This window comes from Microbacterium oleivorans (assembly GCF_001644225.1).
Taxonomy (GTDB): Bacteria; Actinomycetota; Actinomycetes; order Actinomycetales; family Microbacteriaceae; genus Microbacterium; species Microbacterium gawkjiense.
In genome coordinates this window covers 390,837-407,862 of record NZ_LSTV01000005.1, presented here as the reverse complement: position 1 = coordinate 407,862, position 17,026 = coordinate 390,837, and the positions used below count along the sequence as shown (strand labels likewise).

Annotated in this window: 12 protein-coding genes and 2 tRNA genes; 5 read left to right on the top strand and 9 right to left on the bottom strand. The window is 70.5% G+C overall.

All coding sequences use genetic code 11. The features are described from left to right. Positions 1 to 159 precede the first annotated feature (159 nt). The 5 genes from AYL44_RS13450 to serS form a co-directional block, all read right to left on the bottom strand. Positions 160 to 251: transfer RNA gene (locus AYL44_RS13450), tRNA-Ser, on the bottom strand. Positions 252 to 325: 74 nt separating this feature from the next. Next, positions 326 to 1,681: an LCP family protein gene (locus AYL44_RS13445; RefSeq protein ID WP_064003781.1), complete on the bottom strand. Its 1,356-nt coding sequence runs from the start codon at positions 1,679 to 1,681 to the stop codon at positions 326 to 328. 20 nt (positions 1,682 to 1,701) lie between these two features. After that, positions 1,702 to 1,786, bottom strand: a tRNA-Ser gene (locus tag AYL44_RS13440). A gap of 100 nt (positions 1,787 to 1,886) precedes the next feature. Continuing rightward, the gene (locus AYL44_RS13435; RefSeq protein ID WP_082886214.1) at positions 1,887 to 2,792 is read right to left on the bottom strand and encodes an HAD family hydrolase; all 906 of its coding nucleotides are present in this window, start codon (positions 2,790 to 2,792) and stop codon (positions 1,887 to 1,889) included. Next, entirely contained in the window at positions 2,789 to 4,054 is a 1,266-nt protein-coding gene (gene serS / locus AYL44_RS13430) for a serine--tRNA ligase (RefSeq protein ID WP_064003780.1), read from the bottom strand. Before serS ends, AYL44_RS13435 begins: the two co-directional genes overlap by 4 nt. A 103-nt stretch (positions 4,055 to 4,157) precedes the next feature. Here serS and AYL44_RS13425 point away from each other — a divergent pair, with 103 nt between their 5' ends. Together AYL44_RS13425 and AYL44_RS13420 are read left to right on the top strand one after the other, a co-directional pair. Beyond that, complete coding sequence (locus AYL44_RS13425; protein ID WP_064003779.1) at positions 4,158 to 5,327, top strand: diacylglycerol/lipid kinase family protein; 1,170 nt, start codon at positions 4,158 to 4,160, stop codon at positions 5,325 to 5,327. Between the two features lie 61 nt (positions 5,328 to 5,388). Further along, positions 5,389 to 6,753 (top strand): cryptochrome/photolyase family protein, encoded by a 1,365-nt coding sequence (locus tag AYL44_RS13420; protein ID WP_064003778.1) that lies wholly within the window; start codon positions 5,389 to 5,391, stop codon positions 6,751 to 6,753. 74 nt (positions 6,754 to 6,827) lie between these two features. Here the strand turns inward: AYL44_RS13420 and AYL44_RS13415 are convergent, their stop codons facing one another. The 4 genes from AYL44_RS13415 to AYL44_RS13400 all read right to left on the bottom strand — a co-directional run bounded on the left by AYL44_RS13415 (position 6,828) and on the right by AYL44_RS13400 (position 12,097). Continuing rightward, entirely contained in the window at positions 6,828 to 8,171 is a 1,344-nt protein-coding gene (locus tag AYL44_RS13415; protein ID WP_064003777.1) for an extracellular solute-binding protein, read from the bottom strand. Between the two features lie 82 nt (positions 8,172 to 8,253). Then, positions 8,254 to 9,153: a carbohydrate ABC transporter permease gene (locus tag AYL44_RS13410; RefSeq protein ID WP_064003776.1), complete on the bottom strand. Its 900-nt coding sequence runs from the start codon at positions 9,151 to 9,153 to the stop codon at positions 8,254 to 8,256. Beyond that, the gene (locus AYL44_RS13405) at positions 9,150 to 10,085 is read right to left on the bottom strand and encodes a carbohydrate ABC transporter permease (protein WP_064003775.1); all 936 of its coding nucleotides are present in this window, start codon (positions 10,083 to 10,085) and stop codon (positions 9,150 to 9,152) included. The genes AYL44_RS13410 and AYL44_RS13405 overlap by 4 nt, the downstream gene beginning before the upstream one ends. Continuing rightward, positions 10,082 to 12,097 carry a beta-galactosidase gene (locus AYL44_RS13400; RefSeq protein WP_064003774.1) on the bottom strand — a complete coding sequence of 672 codons (2,016 nt, stop codon included), beginning with the start codon at positions 12,095 to 12,097 and terminating at the stop codon, positions 10,082 to 10,084. Before AYL44_RS13400 ends, AYL44_RS13405 begins: the two co-directional genes overlap by 4 nt. A 156-nt stretch (positions 12,098 to 12,253) precedes the next feature. On the opposite strand from AYL44_RS13400, the gene AYL44_RS13395 reads away from it, so the two are divergent. The 3 genes from AYL44_RS13395 (at position 12,254) to AYL44_RS13385 (ending at position 17,024) form a co-directional block, all read left to right on the top strand. Then, positions 12,254 to 13,288 (top strand): LacI family DNA-binding transcriptional regulator, encoded by a 1,035-nt coding sequence (locus AYL44_RS13395; protein ID WP_064003773.1) that lies wholly within the window; start codon positions 12,254 to 12,256, stop codon positions 13,286 to 13,288. A 162-nt stretch (positions 13,289 to 13,450) separates the two neighbouring features. Further along, a complete protein-coding gene (locus tag AYL44_RS13390) occupies positions 13,451 to 15,928 on the top strand; it encodes an alpha/beta hydrolase-fold protein (RefSeq protein ID WP_064003772.1) in 2,478 nt (825 codons plus the stop codon). 52 nt (positions 15,929 to 15,980) lie between these two features. Then, positions 15,981 to 17,024 carry an LLM class flavin-dependent oxidoreductase gene (locus AYL44_RS13385; RefSeq protein WP_064003771.1) on the top strand — a complete coding sequence of 348 codons (1,044 nt, stop codon included), beginning with the start codon at positions 15,981 to 15,983 and terminating at the stop codon, positions 17,022 to 17,024. Positions 17,025 to 17,026 lie beyond the last annotated feature (2 nt).

The following is a 17,026-nucleotide window of genomic DNA, read 5'->3' as shown; positions in this document are numbered from 1 at the left end:
CCCTTCGCGTGCAAAATGATTTGGATCCTGAGGACGCGGTGGATCCGCGATGGCGAGGCCCGGTCGGAGCTCAAGACGTCTAAAGCCAGAGCAAACGCACGTGATGAAGAACACTCGGCATCCGAAACGCCGGAAGCCCCGGCGAACCGGGGCTTCTCGTGGCGGAGACGGAGGGATTTGAACCCTCGGTCCCCTAAAGGGGACTCCACCTTAGCAGGGTGGTGCACTAGGCCTGACTATGCGACGTCTCCAGGCATCCGGCCGCGAACGGTGCGGATGCACCACGCAAGCATAACCGCTCTGCGGCGCCTCACCGAACCGGGGCTCAGCGCTGCGCGACGGTGCAGGTGACCTCGTTGGCCGACTGGCCCGTGATCTCGCCCGGCAGGTCGACGGCGCCCTCTTCGCCCGCCGGCGGGGTCGCCGTGGCCCCGGGGGTCCCGCTCGGGTCGGGCGTCGCGGATCCGGTCGGATCGGGCGTCGCGGATCCGGTCGGATCGGGCGTCGCGGATCCGGTCGGATCGGGCGTCGCGTTCGGGTCGTCGGCCTCGCCGACGACCTCGACGCCGTTGCCGCCGCTCGCGGAACCGGTCACCCGGATCGGCTTGTTCTCGGACAGCGCCGTGAAGAGCACGTCGGCCGCCGACGTGACCGGCAGCACGCGCGCGCCGCCCGGCGCATACACGGTCGGGTACTGCACGAAGACGATGTCCTTGTACGGGACGTCCGCGACGGCCATCGCGATCTGCACCATCCGCTGCGGGTTGGTGAGCGACTCGCTGAGGACCAGCTGCTTCTCGTTCACCTGACGGAGCGCCGTGTTGGCGAGGTTCAGCAGCGCGGGGTAGTTCGAGAGCACCTCGCCCGACTGCAGCTTGCGCACAAGCGAGCTCATGAACTGCTGCTGGTTCGAGATGCGGCCGAGGTCGGACCCGTCGCCGATGCCGTGGCGGATGCGGAGGAACTGCAACGCCTCGGCGCCCACGAGCGTCTGATTGCCCTTCTTGAGGTCGAGACCCGTGTGCCGGTCTTTGATGTCGTCGCTGAGGCAGACGTCGACACCGCCGATCGCGTCGGACATGTTGATGACACCCGTCCAGCGGATCGCGGCGGCGAACTGAATGTCGATCCCCGTCAGCTCCTCGACGGTCGCGACCGAGCAGCCGAGGCCCCCGTAGCTGTACGACGTGTTGATCATCTGCGCGCTCATCGCAGAGGACGTCGTGCCGTCGGGCGAGGTGCACGACGGGATCGGCACGATCATGTCGCGCGGGAACGACACGACGGTCACACGGCGGGGCGCGTCGCTGATGTGCACGAGCATCGTCACGTCGTTGCGCTCGCCGCCGTCGTCGTGCGCGCAGCGCGGGAAGAGCTTGAGGTCCTGACCCTCGCACGAGTCGGTGCCGACGACGAGCATGTTGACGCCGCCCTCGATCTCGCCGATGTGCGGCGGCAGGGCGGCGTCGTCGCCGATCGCCACACCGTTCTCGTCGAGGCTGCGCGCGGCATCCCACACGTAGAAGCCGCCGATGGCGACCGTGCTGACCAGCGCGACGGCGAGGACCGCGGCGAGGATCGTGAAGACCTGGCGCAGCGGATGCGGCGACGTCAGCGCTCCGTGACGGGCGACGGGTTGACGGCGGAACTTCGTCGCCTTCGCGTCATGCCTTGCGCTCACGGATCACCTTTCGGACAGTGCGGAGGGTGTGGGATTCGAACCCACGGGACATTGCTGCCCACCGGTTTTCAAGACCGGATCCTTCGGCCGCTCGGACAACCCTCCCGACCGCGCAGACAGCCCCGGTCGAACAGGCCGAGTCTAGCCGACCCCAGAACCCGTCCATTCTCGCGGCAGCGCCTGTGGGCGGCCTGAACGAGGCCGGTCAGAGGGCCTTCAGCACCGCCGTGACCCCGCCCTCGGTGACGGATGCCGTGAGCTCCGACGCCTCGGAGGTCACCTCATCGGGCCCCTGGCCCATGGCGATCGCCCGTCCGCCGTTCGCGCGCGCCCATCGGAACATCCCGATGTCGTTGCGCCCGTCGCCGATGACGACGACGTGGGCGGGTTCGATGCCCAGCCACTCGCGCACCTTCTCGAGACCGGTCGCCTTGTCGACGCCCTGCGGCGCGATGTCGAGCCACGCCGACCAGCCCACCGCATACGAGACCTCGTTCAGGCCGATCCGCGACACGAGGTCGACGAAGTCCTGATCGGTGCCCTCCTCCGACACCACGACGACGCGCGAGACCGGCTGCGCGGAGAGGTCCTCGAACGGGACGCGGTCGGCGCGCGACACGTTCCACTCGTCCATGTCGTCGGTGTAGAGGCGACGCCCGTCGGGCAGTTCGACCATGTACCGCGCCGAGGGGAGGTGGTCGCGCAGCAGGGTCAGCACCTCGGACGCGTCGAACTGCTCGGTGTGGAACCGCTCGTACTCGCGGGTGCCGGCTGGGCCGGTGCGCCGCAGGATCACGGCGCCGTTCGAGCACACGACGTACTCGGGGGTGAGCGCCAGCCCTTCGAGGATGTGGCGCGTCCCCTCCCACGAGCGACCCGTCGCGAGCATGACCTCGTGCCCGGCCCGCTGCGCGTCGGCGATGGCGTCCACGACACCGGGACTGTAGCTCTCGTCCTCGAGCAGGATCGTGCCGTCGACGTCGAGCGCGATGAGCAGTCGCTCGCGCGGGGGCTCGGCGGCATCCGTCGCGATCTCGTCGACCACCTCGGCGGCGTCGTCGGGCGAGACGGCGCGGAACTCGCCGGTCGCGGGCGCTCCCTCGGGGCTCACGCGATCGGCTCCGCCACCTCGAGGCCGCCCAGGTAGGGGCGCAGGACCTCGGGGATGACGACCGAGCCGTCTTCGCGCTGGTGCGTCTCGAGCAGGGCGACGATCCAGCGGGTTGTCGCGAGCGTGCCGTTCAGCGTCGCGACGGGAGCCGTGCGGCCGCCCTCGGGGCGGTACCGGATGTCGAGGCGGCGAGCCTGGTAGGTGGTGCAGTTCGACGTCGACGTGAGCTCGCGGTACGCGCCCTGCGTCGGGACCCAGGCCTCGACGTCGTACTTGCGCGCGGCGGACGACCCCAGGTCGCCGGCGGCCACGTCGATCACGCGGTACGCGAGGCCGAGGTCCTGCAGCATGCGCTCCTGCATCTCGACGAGGCGCAGGTGCTCGGCCTCGGCGTCGTCGGGCGTCGTGTAGACGAACATCTCCAGCTTGTTGAACTGGTGCAGACGGATGATGCCGCGGGTGTCCTTGCCGTACGAGCCGGCCTCGCGGCGGTAGCACGTCGACCAGCCGGCGTAGCGCTTCGCGCCCGCCTCGAGGTCGAGGATCTCGTCCATGTGATAGCCGGCGAGCGGGACCTCGCTCGTACCGACGAGGTAAAGGTCGTCGTCGTCGAGGTGGTAGACCTCGTCCGCGTGCTGACCGAGGAAGCCGGTGCCGCGCATGACCTCGGCGCGGACGAGGGTCGGCGGGATCATGGGGATGAAGCCGGCCTCGAGCGCCCGCTGCATCCCGAGGTTCATGAGGGCGAGCTCGAGTCGGGCACCGATCCCGGTGAGGAAGGTGAACCGCGCGCCCGAGACCTTCGCCCCGCGCTCGGTGTCGATCGCCCCGAGCATCTCGCCGAGGGCGAGGTGGTCGCGGGGTTCGAAGTCGAACGTCGCGGGCTCGCCGTGCGTGCGCAGGGTGATGAAGTCGTCCTCGCCACCGGCGGGCACGCCGTCGATGACGATGTTCTCGATGCGCGCGAGGGCCGCCGAGGCTGCCTCCTCGGCCACGGTGACCGCCTGCTGGGCGGCCTTCACCCGTTCGCTGAGGTCCTTCGCCTCGGCGACGAGCGCCGCCTTCTCGTCCTTCGGCGCCTTCGCGACGCGTTTGCCGTGCGCGTTCTGCTCGGCGCGGAGCTCCTCGAAGGCGGTGATCGCCGCGCGCCGCTCACGGTCCGCGGCCAGGGCGGCGTCGACGGTGTCGGGCGACTCGCCGCGGGCTTCCTGCGAGCGCTTCACGAGGGCCGGGTCGTCACGGAGGAGGGCGAGATCGATCACCCGTCGAGTCTAGTCGCGGGCCTCCCGCCCCCCTCCCCTGGTGCGGATCGCGCAGCCGCGCAAGGGGCCCCGGGAGACGGATGCCGGGCCCTATCCTGTACGCATGGCGACCGACCCCGGCACGACGCACGGCTCCGACGACGCGCACGACCCGGCTGCTGCCGCAGAACCCGACGGCGTCATCCGCGAGCCCGACGACATCGCGCCCGACACGGAGGACGGCGAGACGGGCGAGGCCCGCCGCGTCGACCGCAGCGGATCGACCGAGCCGATGCCCGACGAGGACGGTCGGCCGAGCCCGAAGGCCGCCCTCGTCTACAACCCCGTCAAGGTCGACGGCGATGCGCTGCGCGAACAGGTCGCGACCGCCGCCAAGGCGGCCGGCTGGTCCGAGCCCCTCTTCTACGAGACCACCGTCGACGACCTCGGCGACGACGTCGCCCGCCAGGCCCTGAAAGAAGGGGTGGATGCCGTCCTCGTCGCCGGCGGCGACGGCACCGTCCGCGCCGTGAGCGAGGCGATGACGGGCTCGCCCGTCCCCCTCACGATCGTGCCGAGCGGCACCGGCAACCTGCTGGCCCGCAACCTCCGGCTCCCGCTCGACGACCCGGCGGCGATGATCGCCGCCACCTTCGACGGCGACACCCTCGCGATCGACGTGGGCCTCGCGCAGCTGCGTCGTCCCGACGGCGAGACCGCCGAGCACGCGTTCGTCGTCATGGGCGGGATGGGGCTCGACGCCGCGATGATCGCCAACACGAACAGCGACCTGAAGAAGAAGGTCGGCTGGGTCGCCTACGTCGACGGCGCCGCCCGGTCGATCGCCCAGGCCAAGCCGTTCCCGGTCGTCTACCAGGTGCCGGGTCACCGCATCCACCGGGCCGACGTGCAGAGTGTGCTCTTCGCCAACTGCGGGTCGCTCCAGGCGGGGCTCGAGCTGATCCCCGAGGCATCCATCACCGACGGCGAACTCGACGTCGCGATCCTGCAGCCGCGCTCCGCGTTCGGCTGGCTGCTCGTCTGGCGGCGCCTCGCGTGGGACAACAGCGTGCTGCGCAAGTTCCGCACCGGGCGCAAGATCCTCTCGCTCCGCACCGCCGACAACTCCGTGCGCTACTCGCGTGGCAAGGGCATCGACCTCGCCGCCGAGGAGGCGCACCCCGTGCAGCTCGACGGCGACGAGTTCGGCGAGGCGACCCGCATCGCCGTCCGCGTCATCGCCGGCGGACTCACCCTCGCGATCCCGCGCGGGCACTCCGTCGAGGCCGTCTGAGGGATTCCGCGCCGGATTGCAAGGGGCGGCGCCGGCCTCGTCGGGTGACGAGGATGTGGGGATGCCGTCCCCTTCGATCGTCTGGTTCCGCGACGACCTGCGCCTCGCCGACCACCCCGCCCTGCGCGCGGCCGTGGACCGCGGCGAGCCCGTCATCGGTCTCTACGTCCTCGACGAGGAGTCCGAGGGCATCCGCCCGCTCGGCGGGGCGGCCCGGTGGTGGCTGCACCACTCGCTCGCCTCGCTCGCCGAACGGCTCGCGGAGCGCGGTTCGCGGCTGATCCTGCGCCGTGGACCCGCCGCCCGGGTCGTGCGCGACGTGGCCGACGACACCGGCGCGGGCGCCGTGTTCTGGAACCGGCGCTACGGCGGGCCCGAGCGCGAGATCGACGCGCAGCTGAAGGCGGGCCTGCGGGACGGCGGCGTCGAGGTCGCGTCGTTCGCGGCATCCGTCCTCTTCGAGCCGTGGACCATCCAGACGGGGTCGGGGAAGCACTTCTCGGTCTACAGCCCGTTCTGGCGGGCGTGCCTCGCGCAGCCCGCTCCCCGCGCACCGCTGCCCCAACCGCGGGAGGTGACGGGACCCTCGCGCTACCCCGCGTCGGACGACCTCGACGACTGGGGTCTGCTGCCCACCGCACCGGACTGGGCGCAGGGCCTGCGCGACACGTGGGAGCCGGGCGAGCCGGCGGCCCGCCGCCGCCTGCGCGAGTTCCTCGACGAGGACCTCGGCCACTACGGCGACGCCCGCGACCGCCCCGCCGCCGGGGCGACCTCGATGCTCTCGCCGCGCCTGCGGTGGGGCGAGCTGAGCCCGCACACCGTCTGGCACGCCGCGGTCGAGGCGACCGGCGCCTCGCAGTTCCTGTCCGAGATCGGCTGGCGCGAGTTTGCCTGGCACACGCTGTACCACTTCCCCGACCTCGCGACGAAGAACCTCCGGCGGGAGTTCGATGCGTTCCCCTGGCCGCGCCTGAAGCCCTCCGCACTCGAGGCCTGGCAGAAGGGGCGCACCGGCTACGCGATGGTGGATGCCGGGATGCGGGAGCTCTGGGAGACCGGCTACATGCACAACCGCGTGCGGATGATCACGGCATCCTTCGTCATCAAGAACCTGCTCATCGACTGGCGCCGCGGCGAGGAGTGGTTCTGGGACTGCCTCGTCGACGCCGACGGGGCGAGCAACCCGTTCAACTGGCAGTGGGTCGCCGGGTCGGGCGCCGACGCCGCACCGTACTTCCGCGTCTTCAACCCGGAGCTGCAGGCCGACAAGTTCGACAAGAACCGCGAGTACGTCGGGCGGTGGGCTCCGGAGTACCGGGATGCCGACGGACAGCCGCCCCTGCCGATCGTCGACCTGAAGGCGACCCGGCAGAACGCGCTCGACGCCTACGAGAAGGTCAAGCAGGCCTCGCGCGAGTCCTGACCGAACGCGGCCGCGCCGCGGGTCGGAGCCCGGAGGCCCGACCCGCGGCGCGGATGCGTGGTGTCAGCGAGCCATCACTCGGAGACGGGGATGGACTGCGCCTTGAGGGCGTCGACCGTCTTGGTCTGCGCCGCCTCGAGCGCCTCGAACAGCGTGCCCTGGCCGGTGGCGGCCTTCTGGAAGCCGTCCGACACGTCGGCGTAGGTCTGCGTCATGGTCGGGCCCCAGACGAAGTCGGGGTTGACCTGCGCGGCGGCCTCGGCGAAGACGTCGTAGATCTTCTGCCCGCCGTAGAACTCGACACCCTCCTGCAGCGACGGCAGGGTCAGACCCTCGGTCGTGGCAGGGTAGATGTTCGCCGACTCGTTGAGGGCGGTGAGGGCCTCGTCGGACGTGTTCAGCCACAGCGCGAACTTCGCGGCCTCGTACGGGTGGTCGGTGCCCTTGAAGACGGCGATCGACGATCCGCCCCAGTTGCCGGCGGCCTTCTCGCCCGCCTTCCACTGCGGCGACGGCGCAACCGACCACTTGCCGGCGGTGTCAGGAGCACCGGACGAGATGGAGTTGGCACCCCACACGGCCGAGTTCCAGGTCCAGACCTCACCCGAGTTGTAGGCGTTGTTCCACTCCTCGGTCCAGGCCGGGTAGGTGGAGACGAGGTCCTCGTCGATGAGCTCCTGCCAGTAGTCCGCGACCGTCTTGGACTGGTCGCCGGTCAGGTTGACCTTCCAGGAGCTGCCGTCGTTGGAGAACCAGTCGCCACCGGTCTGCCAGACGAAGCCGGCGAACTGGTTGATGTCGGCGGTCGAGAAGTTGGTGATGTACCCACCGGCCTCGCGCACCTTCTTGGCGGCCTCCTTGTACTCGTCCCACGTGGTGGGGACGTCGATGCCGTTCTGCTCGAACAGGTCGGAGCGGTAGAACAGCGCCATGGGGCCGGAGTCCTGCGGGATGCCGTAGACGCCGTCGGTGCCGAGCGTGACCTGGTTCCAGGTCCATGGGATGAACTCGTCCTTGGCGGCGGCGACGTCCTCGCACGCGGCCAGGTCCTCGAGACCGTCCTGCACGCGGAAGCTCGACAGCGCGTCGTACTCGATCTGGCCGAGGTCGGGCGCGTTGCCGGCCTCGAGCTGGCTGAAGAAGCTCGAGTAGGTGCCGGAGTTGCCGTTGGGGCCAGTCTGGACCTTGACCTGGATGTCGGGGTTCTCGTCGTTCCACATCTTCACGACGTCCTCGATGCCGGGGATCCACGAGGTGAAGTCGAGGGTGACCTTGCCGTCCGACGGGGCGCAGGCCGCGGGGTCGGCTGCGCCGCCGCCGCCGTTGCCGGTGCCGCCATTGCCGCCGGCGCAGCCGGCCAGGGTGAACGCCGTGAGCAGTGCGACGCCGGCGACGACTGCCTTCTTGGTGTGCTGCATGGGATTTCCAATCTGATCATTGATCGGGTGTGACAGGAACGGGTACTGCAGGGATGCCGCGGGGTCCGCCCGCGGCGGGAACTCACTTCACGGAACCGGTGCCGAGTCCGTTGCGCCAGAAGCGCTGAAGCAAGAGGAAAGCGACGATGAGCGGCACGATCGACAGGAACGCGCCGACCAGCACGTAGGTCCGCAGCTCGGGGATCTGGTTGAGCTGCGTGTTCCACGTGTAGAGGCCGTACGTGACCGGGAACAGCTCCTGGCTGCGCAGCATGATCAGCGGCAGGAAGAAGTTGTTCCAGATCGAGACGAACTGGAAGAGGAAGATCGTCACGAGCGCCGGCGCCATGAGACGTGTCGACACCGTGAAGAACGTGCGCACCTCGCCCGAGCCGTCCAGGCGCGCCGCCTCGATGAGCTCGTCGGGCACCGACGACGACGCGTAGATGCGGGCCAGGTAGACGCCGAACGGGCTGACGATGCTGGGGAGCAGCACCGACCAGAATGTGTTCGTCAGGTTCACCTGGCTGAACAGCAGGAACAGCGGCAGGGCGAGGGCGGTCGCAGGGACCAGCACGCCGCCGAGGACGATGTTGAAGAACGCCTCGCGGCCGCGGAAGTTGTACTTGCCCAGCGCGTAGCCCGCCATGCCGGCGAAGACGGTCGCGAGCAGCGCCCCGAGGCCGGCGTAGGCGAGGCTGTTGAGCAGCCAGCGGAAGTAGATGCCGTTGTTGTACGAGACGAGGTCGCCGATGTTGGCGAACAGGTTCCAGTCGGCGAACCACAGCGCGTTGGTGGTCAGGAGCTGGCCGCGGTCCTTCGTCGAGGCGATGAACAGCCACCAGATCGGCACGAGGAAGTAGAGCGTGAACACGCCCATGACCAGCAGGGCGGCGGTGCGCGACAGGATGCTCTCGCGCGGTCCGCGGGTCTTCGGCAGGTCGGTCGCCAGGGCGCCGTTCGTACGGGTCAGGAGGCTCATTGCTCGGCCTTCCGCTGGGTGAGCTTCAAGAACGCGAACGACAGGACGCAGGTGGCCAGGGCCAGCACGACCGAGAAGGCCGCCGCGAGGTACGGGTTCGGCACGGCGCTCGTGGCGTAGATCGTCATGTTCGGGGTGTACGTCGAGGAGACCGCCGAGCTGAACGAGCGGAACACCTGCGGCTCGGCGAGCAGCTGCAGCGTGCCGATGATCGAGAACACGGCCGTGAGGATGATCGCGGGCGCGACCATCGGGATCTTGATCGACCAGGCGATGCGGATCTGACCGGCGCCGTCGAGGCGTGCCGCCTCGTACACCTCGGCGGGGATCGCGAGCAGCGCGGAGTAGATGATCAGCATGTTGTAGCCGACGAAGACCCACGTCACGACGTTCGCGATCGACCACAGCACCATCTCGGGCGAGAGGAAGTCGACCGTGCGGGTGACGTCGGTGAAGGGCGACAGGTTGGGCGAGTACAGGAAGCCCCACATGATCGCGGCGATGACGCCGGGTACGGCGTAGGGCGCGAAGAAGGCGAGGCGGAAGAACCGCTTGCCCTTCAGGACCGGCGAGTCCAGCAGCAGCGCGAACAGCAGTGCGAGCCCGAGCATGACCGGAACCTGCACGACGCCGAACAACAGCACGCGCCCGACCGACTCCCAGAACGGCGCGTTCTGGAACACCTGGATGTACTGGGTGAGCCCGCCGAACACCTCGGTCGGCTCGCCGTACAGCCCGTCGCGCTGGACGACCAGGAGGGACTGCCAGATCGCGTACCCGATGGGGATCAGGTAGAAGAGCAGAAAGAGGATGCCGAACGGTCCGGTGAAGACCGCGATCGCCCCCTTGTGCGGGGTCTTGGCCCGCGGGATCCGCTTCGCGCGCGGCGGCTTCGCCGACGAACGCGTCACGAGGACTTCCGTGGCGGTCATGCGGCCGCCTCCTCTCTGATGATGCGCACCGCTCCCGCAGGAACGGTGACGTGGCCGGCGACGGATGCGCCGGTCACGAGGTCGACGCCGTCGGAGTCGACGTGGACCTCGGTCTCGCCGTGGTTGATCACGAAGAGATACGACGCCCCCTCGCCGCGTCGGCGGACGATCTCGAGATCGCCGGTGCCGGGCTGGGCGTGGGCGGCGGGGGCGATCCCCGCCTCGGCGGCGAGGCGCGCCGCCAGGTCACGGTAGTCGGCGTCGCTGAGAAGCGTCGCGAGATAGTGCGCCGTCCCGTCACCCCACGCGTTGCGGGTGACGGCCGGCATCCCCTGGGCGGGTCCGTCGGTGAAGGACGCCTCGACCCGGGCCGTCGTCGGGCGCGAACGCTCGGACCACAGCCGCGCGGTGGACCCGTCGCTCAGTGTGAGCGCGGCGTCGGGGGCGACGGGAGCGAACTCCTCGATGTGGAGGCCGAGCGCCTCGCGCAGCGGACCGGCGTACCCGCCGGTGTAGACGCGGTCGTTCTCGTCGACGATGGCGGTCGAGAAGGTGATGAGCGCGGTGCCGCCCGCCGCGATCCACGCGGTGAGGACCCCGGCATCCGCTTCGGTCATGAGGTGCAGACCCGGCACGACGACGAACCGGTAGGCCGACAGGTCGGCGCCGGGGGCGACGACGTCGACGGTGAGACCGTTCGCGTGGAGCGCCCGGTAGGCGGCGTGGACCTGGTCGAGGTAGCCGAGCGACTGGCTCGGACGGGTCTCGCTCTGGCTCGCCCACCAGGACTCCCACGAGAAGAGGAGGGCGACGTCGGTCTCGACGCGCGAGCCGGCGACCTCGCCGAGGCGGTCGACGATGCCGCCGAGCTCGACGACCTCGCGCCAGACGGCCGAGTCGGTGCCGGCGTGCGGCAGCATCGCGGAGTGGAACTTCTCGCTGCCCTGCACCGACGCCCGCCACTGGAAGAAGCAGACGCCGTCGGCGCCGCGGGCGACGTGGGTGAGAGAGTTGCGGATCATCTCGCCCGGCGCCTTGGGCTTGTTGAGCGGCTGCCAGTTGACGGCGCCGGTCGAGTGCTCCATGAGGATCCACGGGGCGCCCTGCGCGAGGCCGCGCGAGAGGTCGGCAGCGAAGGCGAGCTCGGACCGGGGGTCGCCGAGGCGGTGGTCGAGGTAGTGGTCGTTCGCGATGACGTCCATCTCGCCCGCCCACGACCAGTAGTCGAGGTTCTCGATGTGCGCCGTGACCATGAAGTTGGTCGTGACCGGCACGTCGCTGTGCGCGCGGATGGCCTCGGCCTCGGCGCGGTAGTGCTCGAGCAGCGCGTCGCTGCTGAAGCGGTGGAAGTCGAGGACCTGACCCGGGTTGCGGCTGGAGAGCGTGGCCTTCGGGGTGAGGATCTCGTCCCACTCGTAGTAGGTCTGGCTCCAGAAGGCGGTGCCCCATGCGCGGTTCACCTCGGCGACCGTGCCGTAGCGGGCCTGCAGCCAGGTGCGGAAGGCGGCGGCGCTCTCGTCGCAGTGGCACAGCGCGTTGTGGCATCCGAGCTCGTTCGAGACGTGCCAGAGCGCGACGGCCGGGTGCGCGCCGTAGCGGGCGGCGACGGCGTCGACGAGGGCGAGGGCGGCCTCGCGGTAGACGGGCGAGCTCGGGCACCACGCCTGGCGTCCGCCGGGGTAGCGACGGGTGCCGTCGTCGACGACGGGGAGGATCTCGGGGTGCGCCGTCGTCAGCCATGCGGGCGTCGACGCGGTGCCGGTGCCGAGGTTCACCCGGATGCCGGCGGCGTGCAGCCGGGCGATGATGTCGTCGAGGCGGGCGAAGTCGTACTGCCCCGCGCGCGGCTCGAGGTGGGCCCACCCGAAGATGTTGATCGCGACGAGGTCGACGCCGGCCTCGCGCATGAGCGCGATGTCCTCGTCCCAGACGTCCGGCGTCCACTGTTCGGGGTTGTAATCGCACCCGAACGCGATGCCGTCGTGCTCGAAGGGGCGGGCGGGGACCGACATGTTCTCCTCTGGATCCTGTGAACGTGCACAGGTCCGAGCGGTGTTCCTCCGCGTTGAGGCTCTGTGAACGTGTACAGAGTAGAACGGCCCGCGATGGCTGTCAACACTGGTCGAGAACCTCGGTGCGCGGTGTGTGCGTGCACATACGATGAACGCGTGAGCAGCGATCGCACGGATGTCATGGGCCGCCGCCGTCGCGCGACCGTCAAGGACGTGGCCACGGAAGCCGGCGTCTCGCGGGGCACCGTCAGCCGGGTGCTCAACGGGCAGCCTTACGTCTCGGACGAGGCACGCGAGGCCATCGAGGCCGCCATCGCCAAGGTCGGCTTCGTCCCGAACCGCGCCGCCCGGAGCCTCGTCATGCAGAGCTCGCAGGCGATCGGCCTCATTGTCCACGAGCCGCACTCGCTCTTCGTCGAGGACCCGAACATCGGCTCGATCCTCCTCGGGGCCAACGCCGCCCTGTCGGAGGCGGACTACCAGCTGACGTTCATGATCGCCGACACGACCCGCGACATCGAGCGCCTCGCCCGCTATCTGAGCGGTGGCCTCATCGACGGCGTCATCATCGTCTCGGCCCGCGTCGGCGACCCCATCACCCGCGCCGTCGCCGACCTCGGCCTGCCCGCCGCGTTCGTCGGACACCCGCGCGACATCGGCGACGCCGCCTTTGTCGCCATCGACAACCGCGGCGCGGCGCGCGAGATCACGAACCGGCTCGCCGCGACGGGCCGCCGCCGGATCGGCATGATCGCCTCCGCTCTCGACCGCGACTCGGGATCGGACCGCCTCGCGGGATTCGTCGACGCCCTCGGCAACCGCTTCGACCCCCAGTTGGTCGAACGCGTTCCGCTGTACTCCTACTCCGACGGGCAGGAGGGCATGCGCGCCCTGCTCGAACGTGCACCCGACATCGACGGCGTCTTCGCGTCGAGCGACGCCGTCGCCGCGGGCGCCATGGACGTGCTGCAGTCCGCCGGCCGGGTCGTCCCCGACGACGTCGGCGTCGTCGGATTCGACGACAGTTCGTGGGCGCTGCGCTGCGATCCCCCGCTGTCGACCGTGCATCAGCCGGCCGATCGACTGGGCCGTGCGGCGGCGGAGTCCGTGCTGCGACAGCTCCGCGGCGAGGCCCCCGACGCAGGCGGGCACGTCCTCGAATGCCCCGTCGTCTGGCGCGGCTCCGCCTGACGCGTGCACATATGCGCAGGTCCCGCCCCGCGCATTGACATCCCCGACGCCGCGATGCGACTCTCTGCGTGCACGTTCACAGGCGACTCATCACCGAATCCGTGAACGTGCACAGCCACACCGGGCATCGACGCCCGGCACCCCACGAGGAAGTAGGAATCCGTGCCGCATCACGTCCCCCGACGGCGTCTGGTCGCCGTCTCCGCAGTGGCCGCCCTCGCGGCATCCCTCTGCATCGCCACCCCCGCCCTGGCCGCGCCCCCAGCGCCGACCGCTGCCACGGCGACCGCTGCCGCGGCGGAGGCCGCGAGCGTCTCCCTCGACCTGGAGGGCACCTGGAAGTTCGCGAAGGGCGATGACCCGTCCTACGCCTCGCCGGAGTTCGACGACTCCGCGTGGCAGGACATCGAGGTCCCGGGCGACGGCACCCCGTTCGCCGACTACGACGGCTTCGGCTGGTACCGCCTGACCTTCACGCTGCCGGCCGAGGCCGCCGGGACGAACCTCGTCGCCTCGCTCGGCTTCCTCGACGACGTCGACGAGGCTTTCCTCAACGGCACGCGCATCGGCGGCTCGGGCACGATGCCGCCCGCCGCCAGCAGCCAGTGGTTCGAGAAGCGGCTCTACCCCGTGCCCGCCGACGCGCCGAACTTCGGCGGCGAGAACACCCTCGCCGTCCGCCTCTACGACATGAACGGCGGCGGCGGCTGGTACGAGGGACCCGTCGGGATCTATTCGAAGGATGCCGTCCGCGCGAACGTCTACGGCATCATCGGTCCGCGCGCCTCGGCCGCGCAGTCCGCGGCCGTCGCCACGGTGCTCGAGAAGCAGCGTGCCGCTCTCGCCGCCGGCGACGTCGACGCCTACCTGAAGACCCTCGACAAGGGCTACTTCCACGACGGCCGCTCGAAGGAGCGCCGCGCCCGCGAGCTCCGCCAGTGGATGAAGGAGTCCGGCACCCTGACCCTCACCGACGGCGAGGTCGAGGTCGTCACCGGTGACGACGGCGCGCTCATCGTCGACACCAACCGGGAGATCACCGGCACCCGCGACGGCACGGCGTACACCTTCCAGCCCCCATCCCAGCAGTTCCTGCACATCGACGCCGCGACGCTGCGCGAGACCGGCAACGACTCGCGGTTCTTCCGCGAGACGGTGGACTCCGAGCTCGAAGGGCAGCCGCGCGAGTTCGCGACCTACCTGCCGCCGTCGTACCTGAGCCAGCCGAAGCGCGAGTACCCGGTCGTCTACCTGCTGCACGGCATCAACGGCGGCAGCCGCGAGTGGGAGCCGCGCGACATCGACGATGTCCTCGACGGACTGTGGCAGCAGGGCCTCGCCGAGTCGATCGTCATCATGCCCGACGGCGAGTCGCTCTGGTACTCCGACCAGCCCGACGGCGGCACGCCGTGGCGCAGCATGTTCCTCACCGAGATGGTGCCCCTTGTCGACAAGGAGTACCGCACCCTCGAGGGCCGTGACTTCCGTGCGCTCACCGGTGTCTCGATGGGCGGCTTCGGCGCGTGGTCGCTGGGACTGTCGAACCCCGGCATGTTCTCCTCGATCGCCTCGCACATCGGCTCACTGAGCTACTCGGGCTCGGCCCTGCCCACGCCGCTGAAGCAGGCGGGCGACATGACGGCGAAGCAGCTGAAGAAGTTCGACCTGTACTTCGACGCGTGCGAGTTCGACGAGTACCGCTTCGACGACGCCGCCCGCTCGATGGACACGATCCTCACCGGAAAGGGTGTGCCGCACACCTGGGCCGTGTACCCCGAGGGTCGCCATAACGACGCCTGCTGGATGCCGCACCTGAAGGACTCGTTCGGCATGCACTCGACGCACTTCCGCGACGCCGGCCTGCGCGAGGACTTCGTGAAGCCTGAGATCAGCGTGCCGGCATCCACCTCGGTCCGCTTCGGCGCGACGTTCGACGCCCTCGCCGGGGTGAGCGCCCGCGACGCCGTCGACGGGGACGTCACCGCCGACCTGAAGGTGCGCGGCACGGTGGACACGCGCAAGCTCGGCACCTACACGCTGACGTACACGGTGACGGATGCCGCCGGCAACCGCGCGCGCGTCGACCGGGTCGTCACGGTGGTGGCCGCCACGCTGACGGTCGGGACGCCCACCGTCACGGGCACGGCCGCCGTCGGCCGCACCCTGACGGCGAAGCCGGGCACGTGGACGAAGGGCACCGCCTTCGCCTACCAGTGGATGCGGGACGGCGCGCCCATCCGCGGTGCCGTCACCGCGACGCACCGCCTCACGGCATCCGATCTCGGCGCCCGACTCTCGGTCCGCGTGACGGGAACCCTCACCGGACACGTGACCGCCGCGAAGACGTCGGCGGCCACGGCGAAGGTGGCGAAGGGGGCGCTGAGCGCGTCGACCCCGAAGATCACGGGCTCGGCGAAGGTCGGGAAGACCCTGACCGCGCGCGCCGGCACCTGGACCGAGGGGACGCGACTGTCGTACCAGTGGCTGAACGGTGGGAAGGCGATCAGCGGTGCGACGAAGGCGACCTACACGGTCACCCGCACCGACCGCGGGGACCGCCTCACGGTGCGCGTCACCGGCAGCCTCGCCGGCTACGACACGACGAGCCGCACCTCGAGCGCCGTCCGCATCGCGCGCTGACCCGCGCGCGGCGCGGAATGCGCCGCCACCGGCCGGGGTTGCAGTGTTCGTTATGAGCATTGCGACCCCGGCCCTCTCCGTTCTCGACCTCGTCCCCGTCCGCACGGGGCAGACCAGCAGCCAGGCGATCGCCGCCTCGCTCTCCCTCGCGCAGCGCGCCGACGAGCTCGGCTACCGGCGCTACTGGTTCGCGGAGCACCACAACATGCCGGCCGTCGCCTCGACCACTCCCCCGGTGCTGATCGCCGCGGCGGCGGCGCGGACCCGCCGCATCCGCGTCGGCTCCGGCGGCGTCATGCTGCCGAACCACTCGCCGCTCGTCGTGGCCGAGCAGTTCGCCGCCCTCGAAGCCCTCGCCCCGGGCCGCATCGACCTCGGCATCGGCCGCGCCCCCGGCTCGGACCCCGTCATCACGCAGCTGCTGCGCCAGTCGGGCACCACGAGCGACGTCGAGCGGTTCCCGAACCACGTCACCGACATCCGTTCTCTCGTCTCGGCCGAGGGCGCGACGCTGCGGTTCACCTCGGGCGGCACGTACGACGTGCGGGCGACGCCCGCGTCGACCAGCACCCCCGAGGTGTGGCTGCTCGGCTCGAGCGACTACTCGGCCCAGCTCGCCGCGGGGATGGGCCTGCCGTACGTGTTCGCGAACCACTTCTCGGGCGACGGTCTCGAGCGTGCGCTTGACCTCTACCGCGGGCAGTTCCAGCCGTCCGAGACGCTCGCCGAGCCCCGCACCTTCGTCACGGCCAACGCCGTCGTCGCCGACACCGACGCGCAGGCCCGCGCCGCCGCGCTGCCCCAGGCGCGCATGATGGCGCGTCTGCGCGGGGGCAAGCCCCTCACGGCGCTTGAGACCGTCGAGCAGGCCGCGGCGGCGGAGGCCTCGGACGGGCTCGCCGCCCCCGTGTTCGACGCGATGATGTCGCGCTGGTTCGTCGGGACCGGACCCGAGGTCCGCAGCCGGCTCGCGGAGTTCGCCGCCCGCCACGGCGTCGACGAGGTCATGGTGTCGCCCGTGTCCGCCGCGACCGAGGACGAGCCGATGGATGCCGCACCCTCGCGCATCCGCACGCTCGAGCTGCTCGCGGCCTGAGC

What these genes read in the sequence shown, in the direction of transcription:
- AYL44_RS13425 (WP_064003779.1), top strand. Translation starts at nt 4,158, where the DNA reads ATGGCGACCGACCCCGGCACGACGCACGGCTCCGACGACGCGCACGAC.
- AYL44_RS13420 (WP_064003778.1), top strand. Translation starts at nt 5,389, where the DNA reads ATGCCGTCCCCTTCGATCGTCTGGTTCCGCGACGACCTGCGCCTCGCC.
- AYL44_RS13415 (WP_064003777.1), bottom strand. Translation starts at nt 8,171, where the DNA reads ATGCAGCACACCAAGAAGGCAGTCGTCGCCGGCGTCGCACTGCTCACG.
- AYL44_RS13410 (WP_064003776.1), bottom strand. Translation starts at nt 9,153, where the DNA reads ATGAGCCTCCTGACCCGTACGAACGGCGCCCTGGCGACCGACCTGCCG.
- AYL44_RS13405 (WP_064003775.1), bottom strand. Translation starts at nt 10,085, where the DNA reads ATGACCGCCACGGAAGTCCTCGTGACGCGTTCGTCGGCGAAGCCGCCG.
- AYL44_RS13400 (WP_064003774.1), bottom strand. Translation starts at nt 12,097, where the DNA reads ATGTCGGTCCCCGCCCGCCCCTTCGAGCACGACGGCATCGCGTTCGGG.
- AYL44_RS13385 (WP_064003771.1), top strand. Translation starts at nt 15,981, where the DNA reads ATGAGCATTGCGACCCCGGCCCTCTCCGTTCTCGACCTCGTCCCCGTC.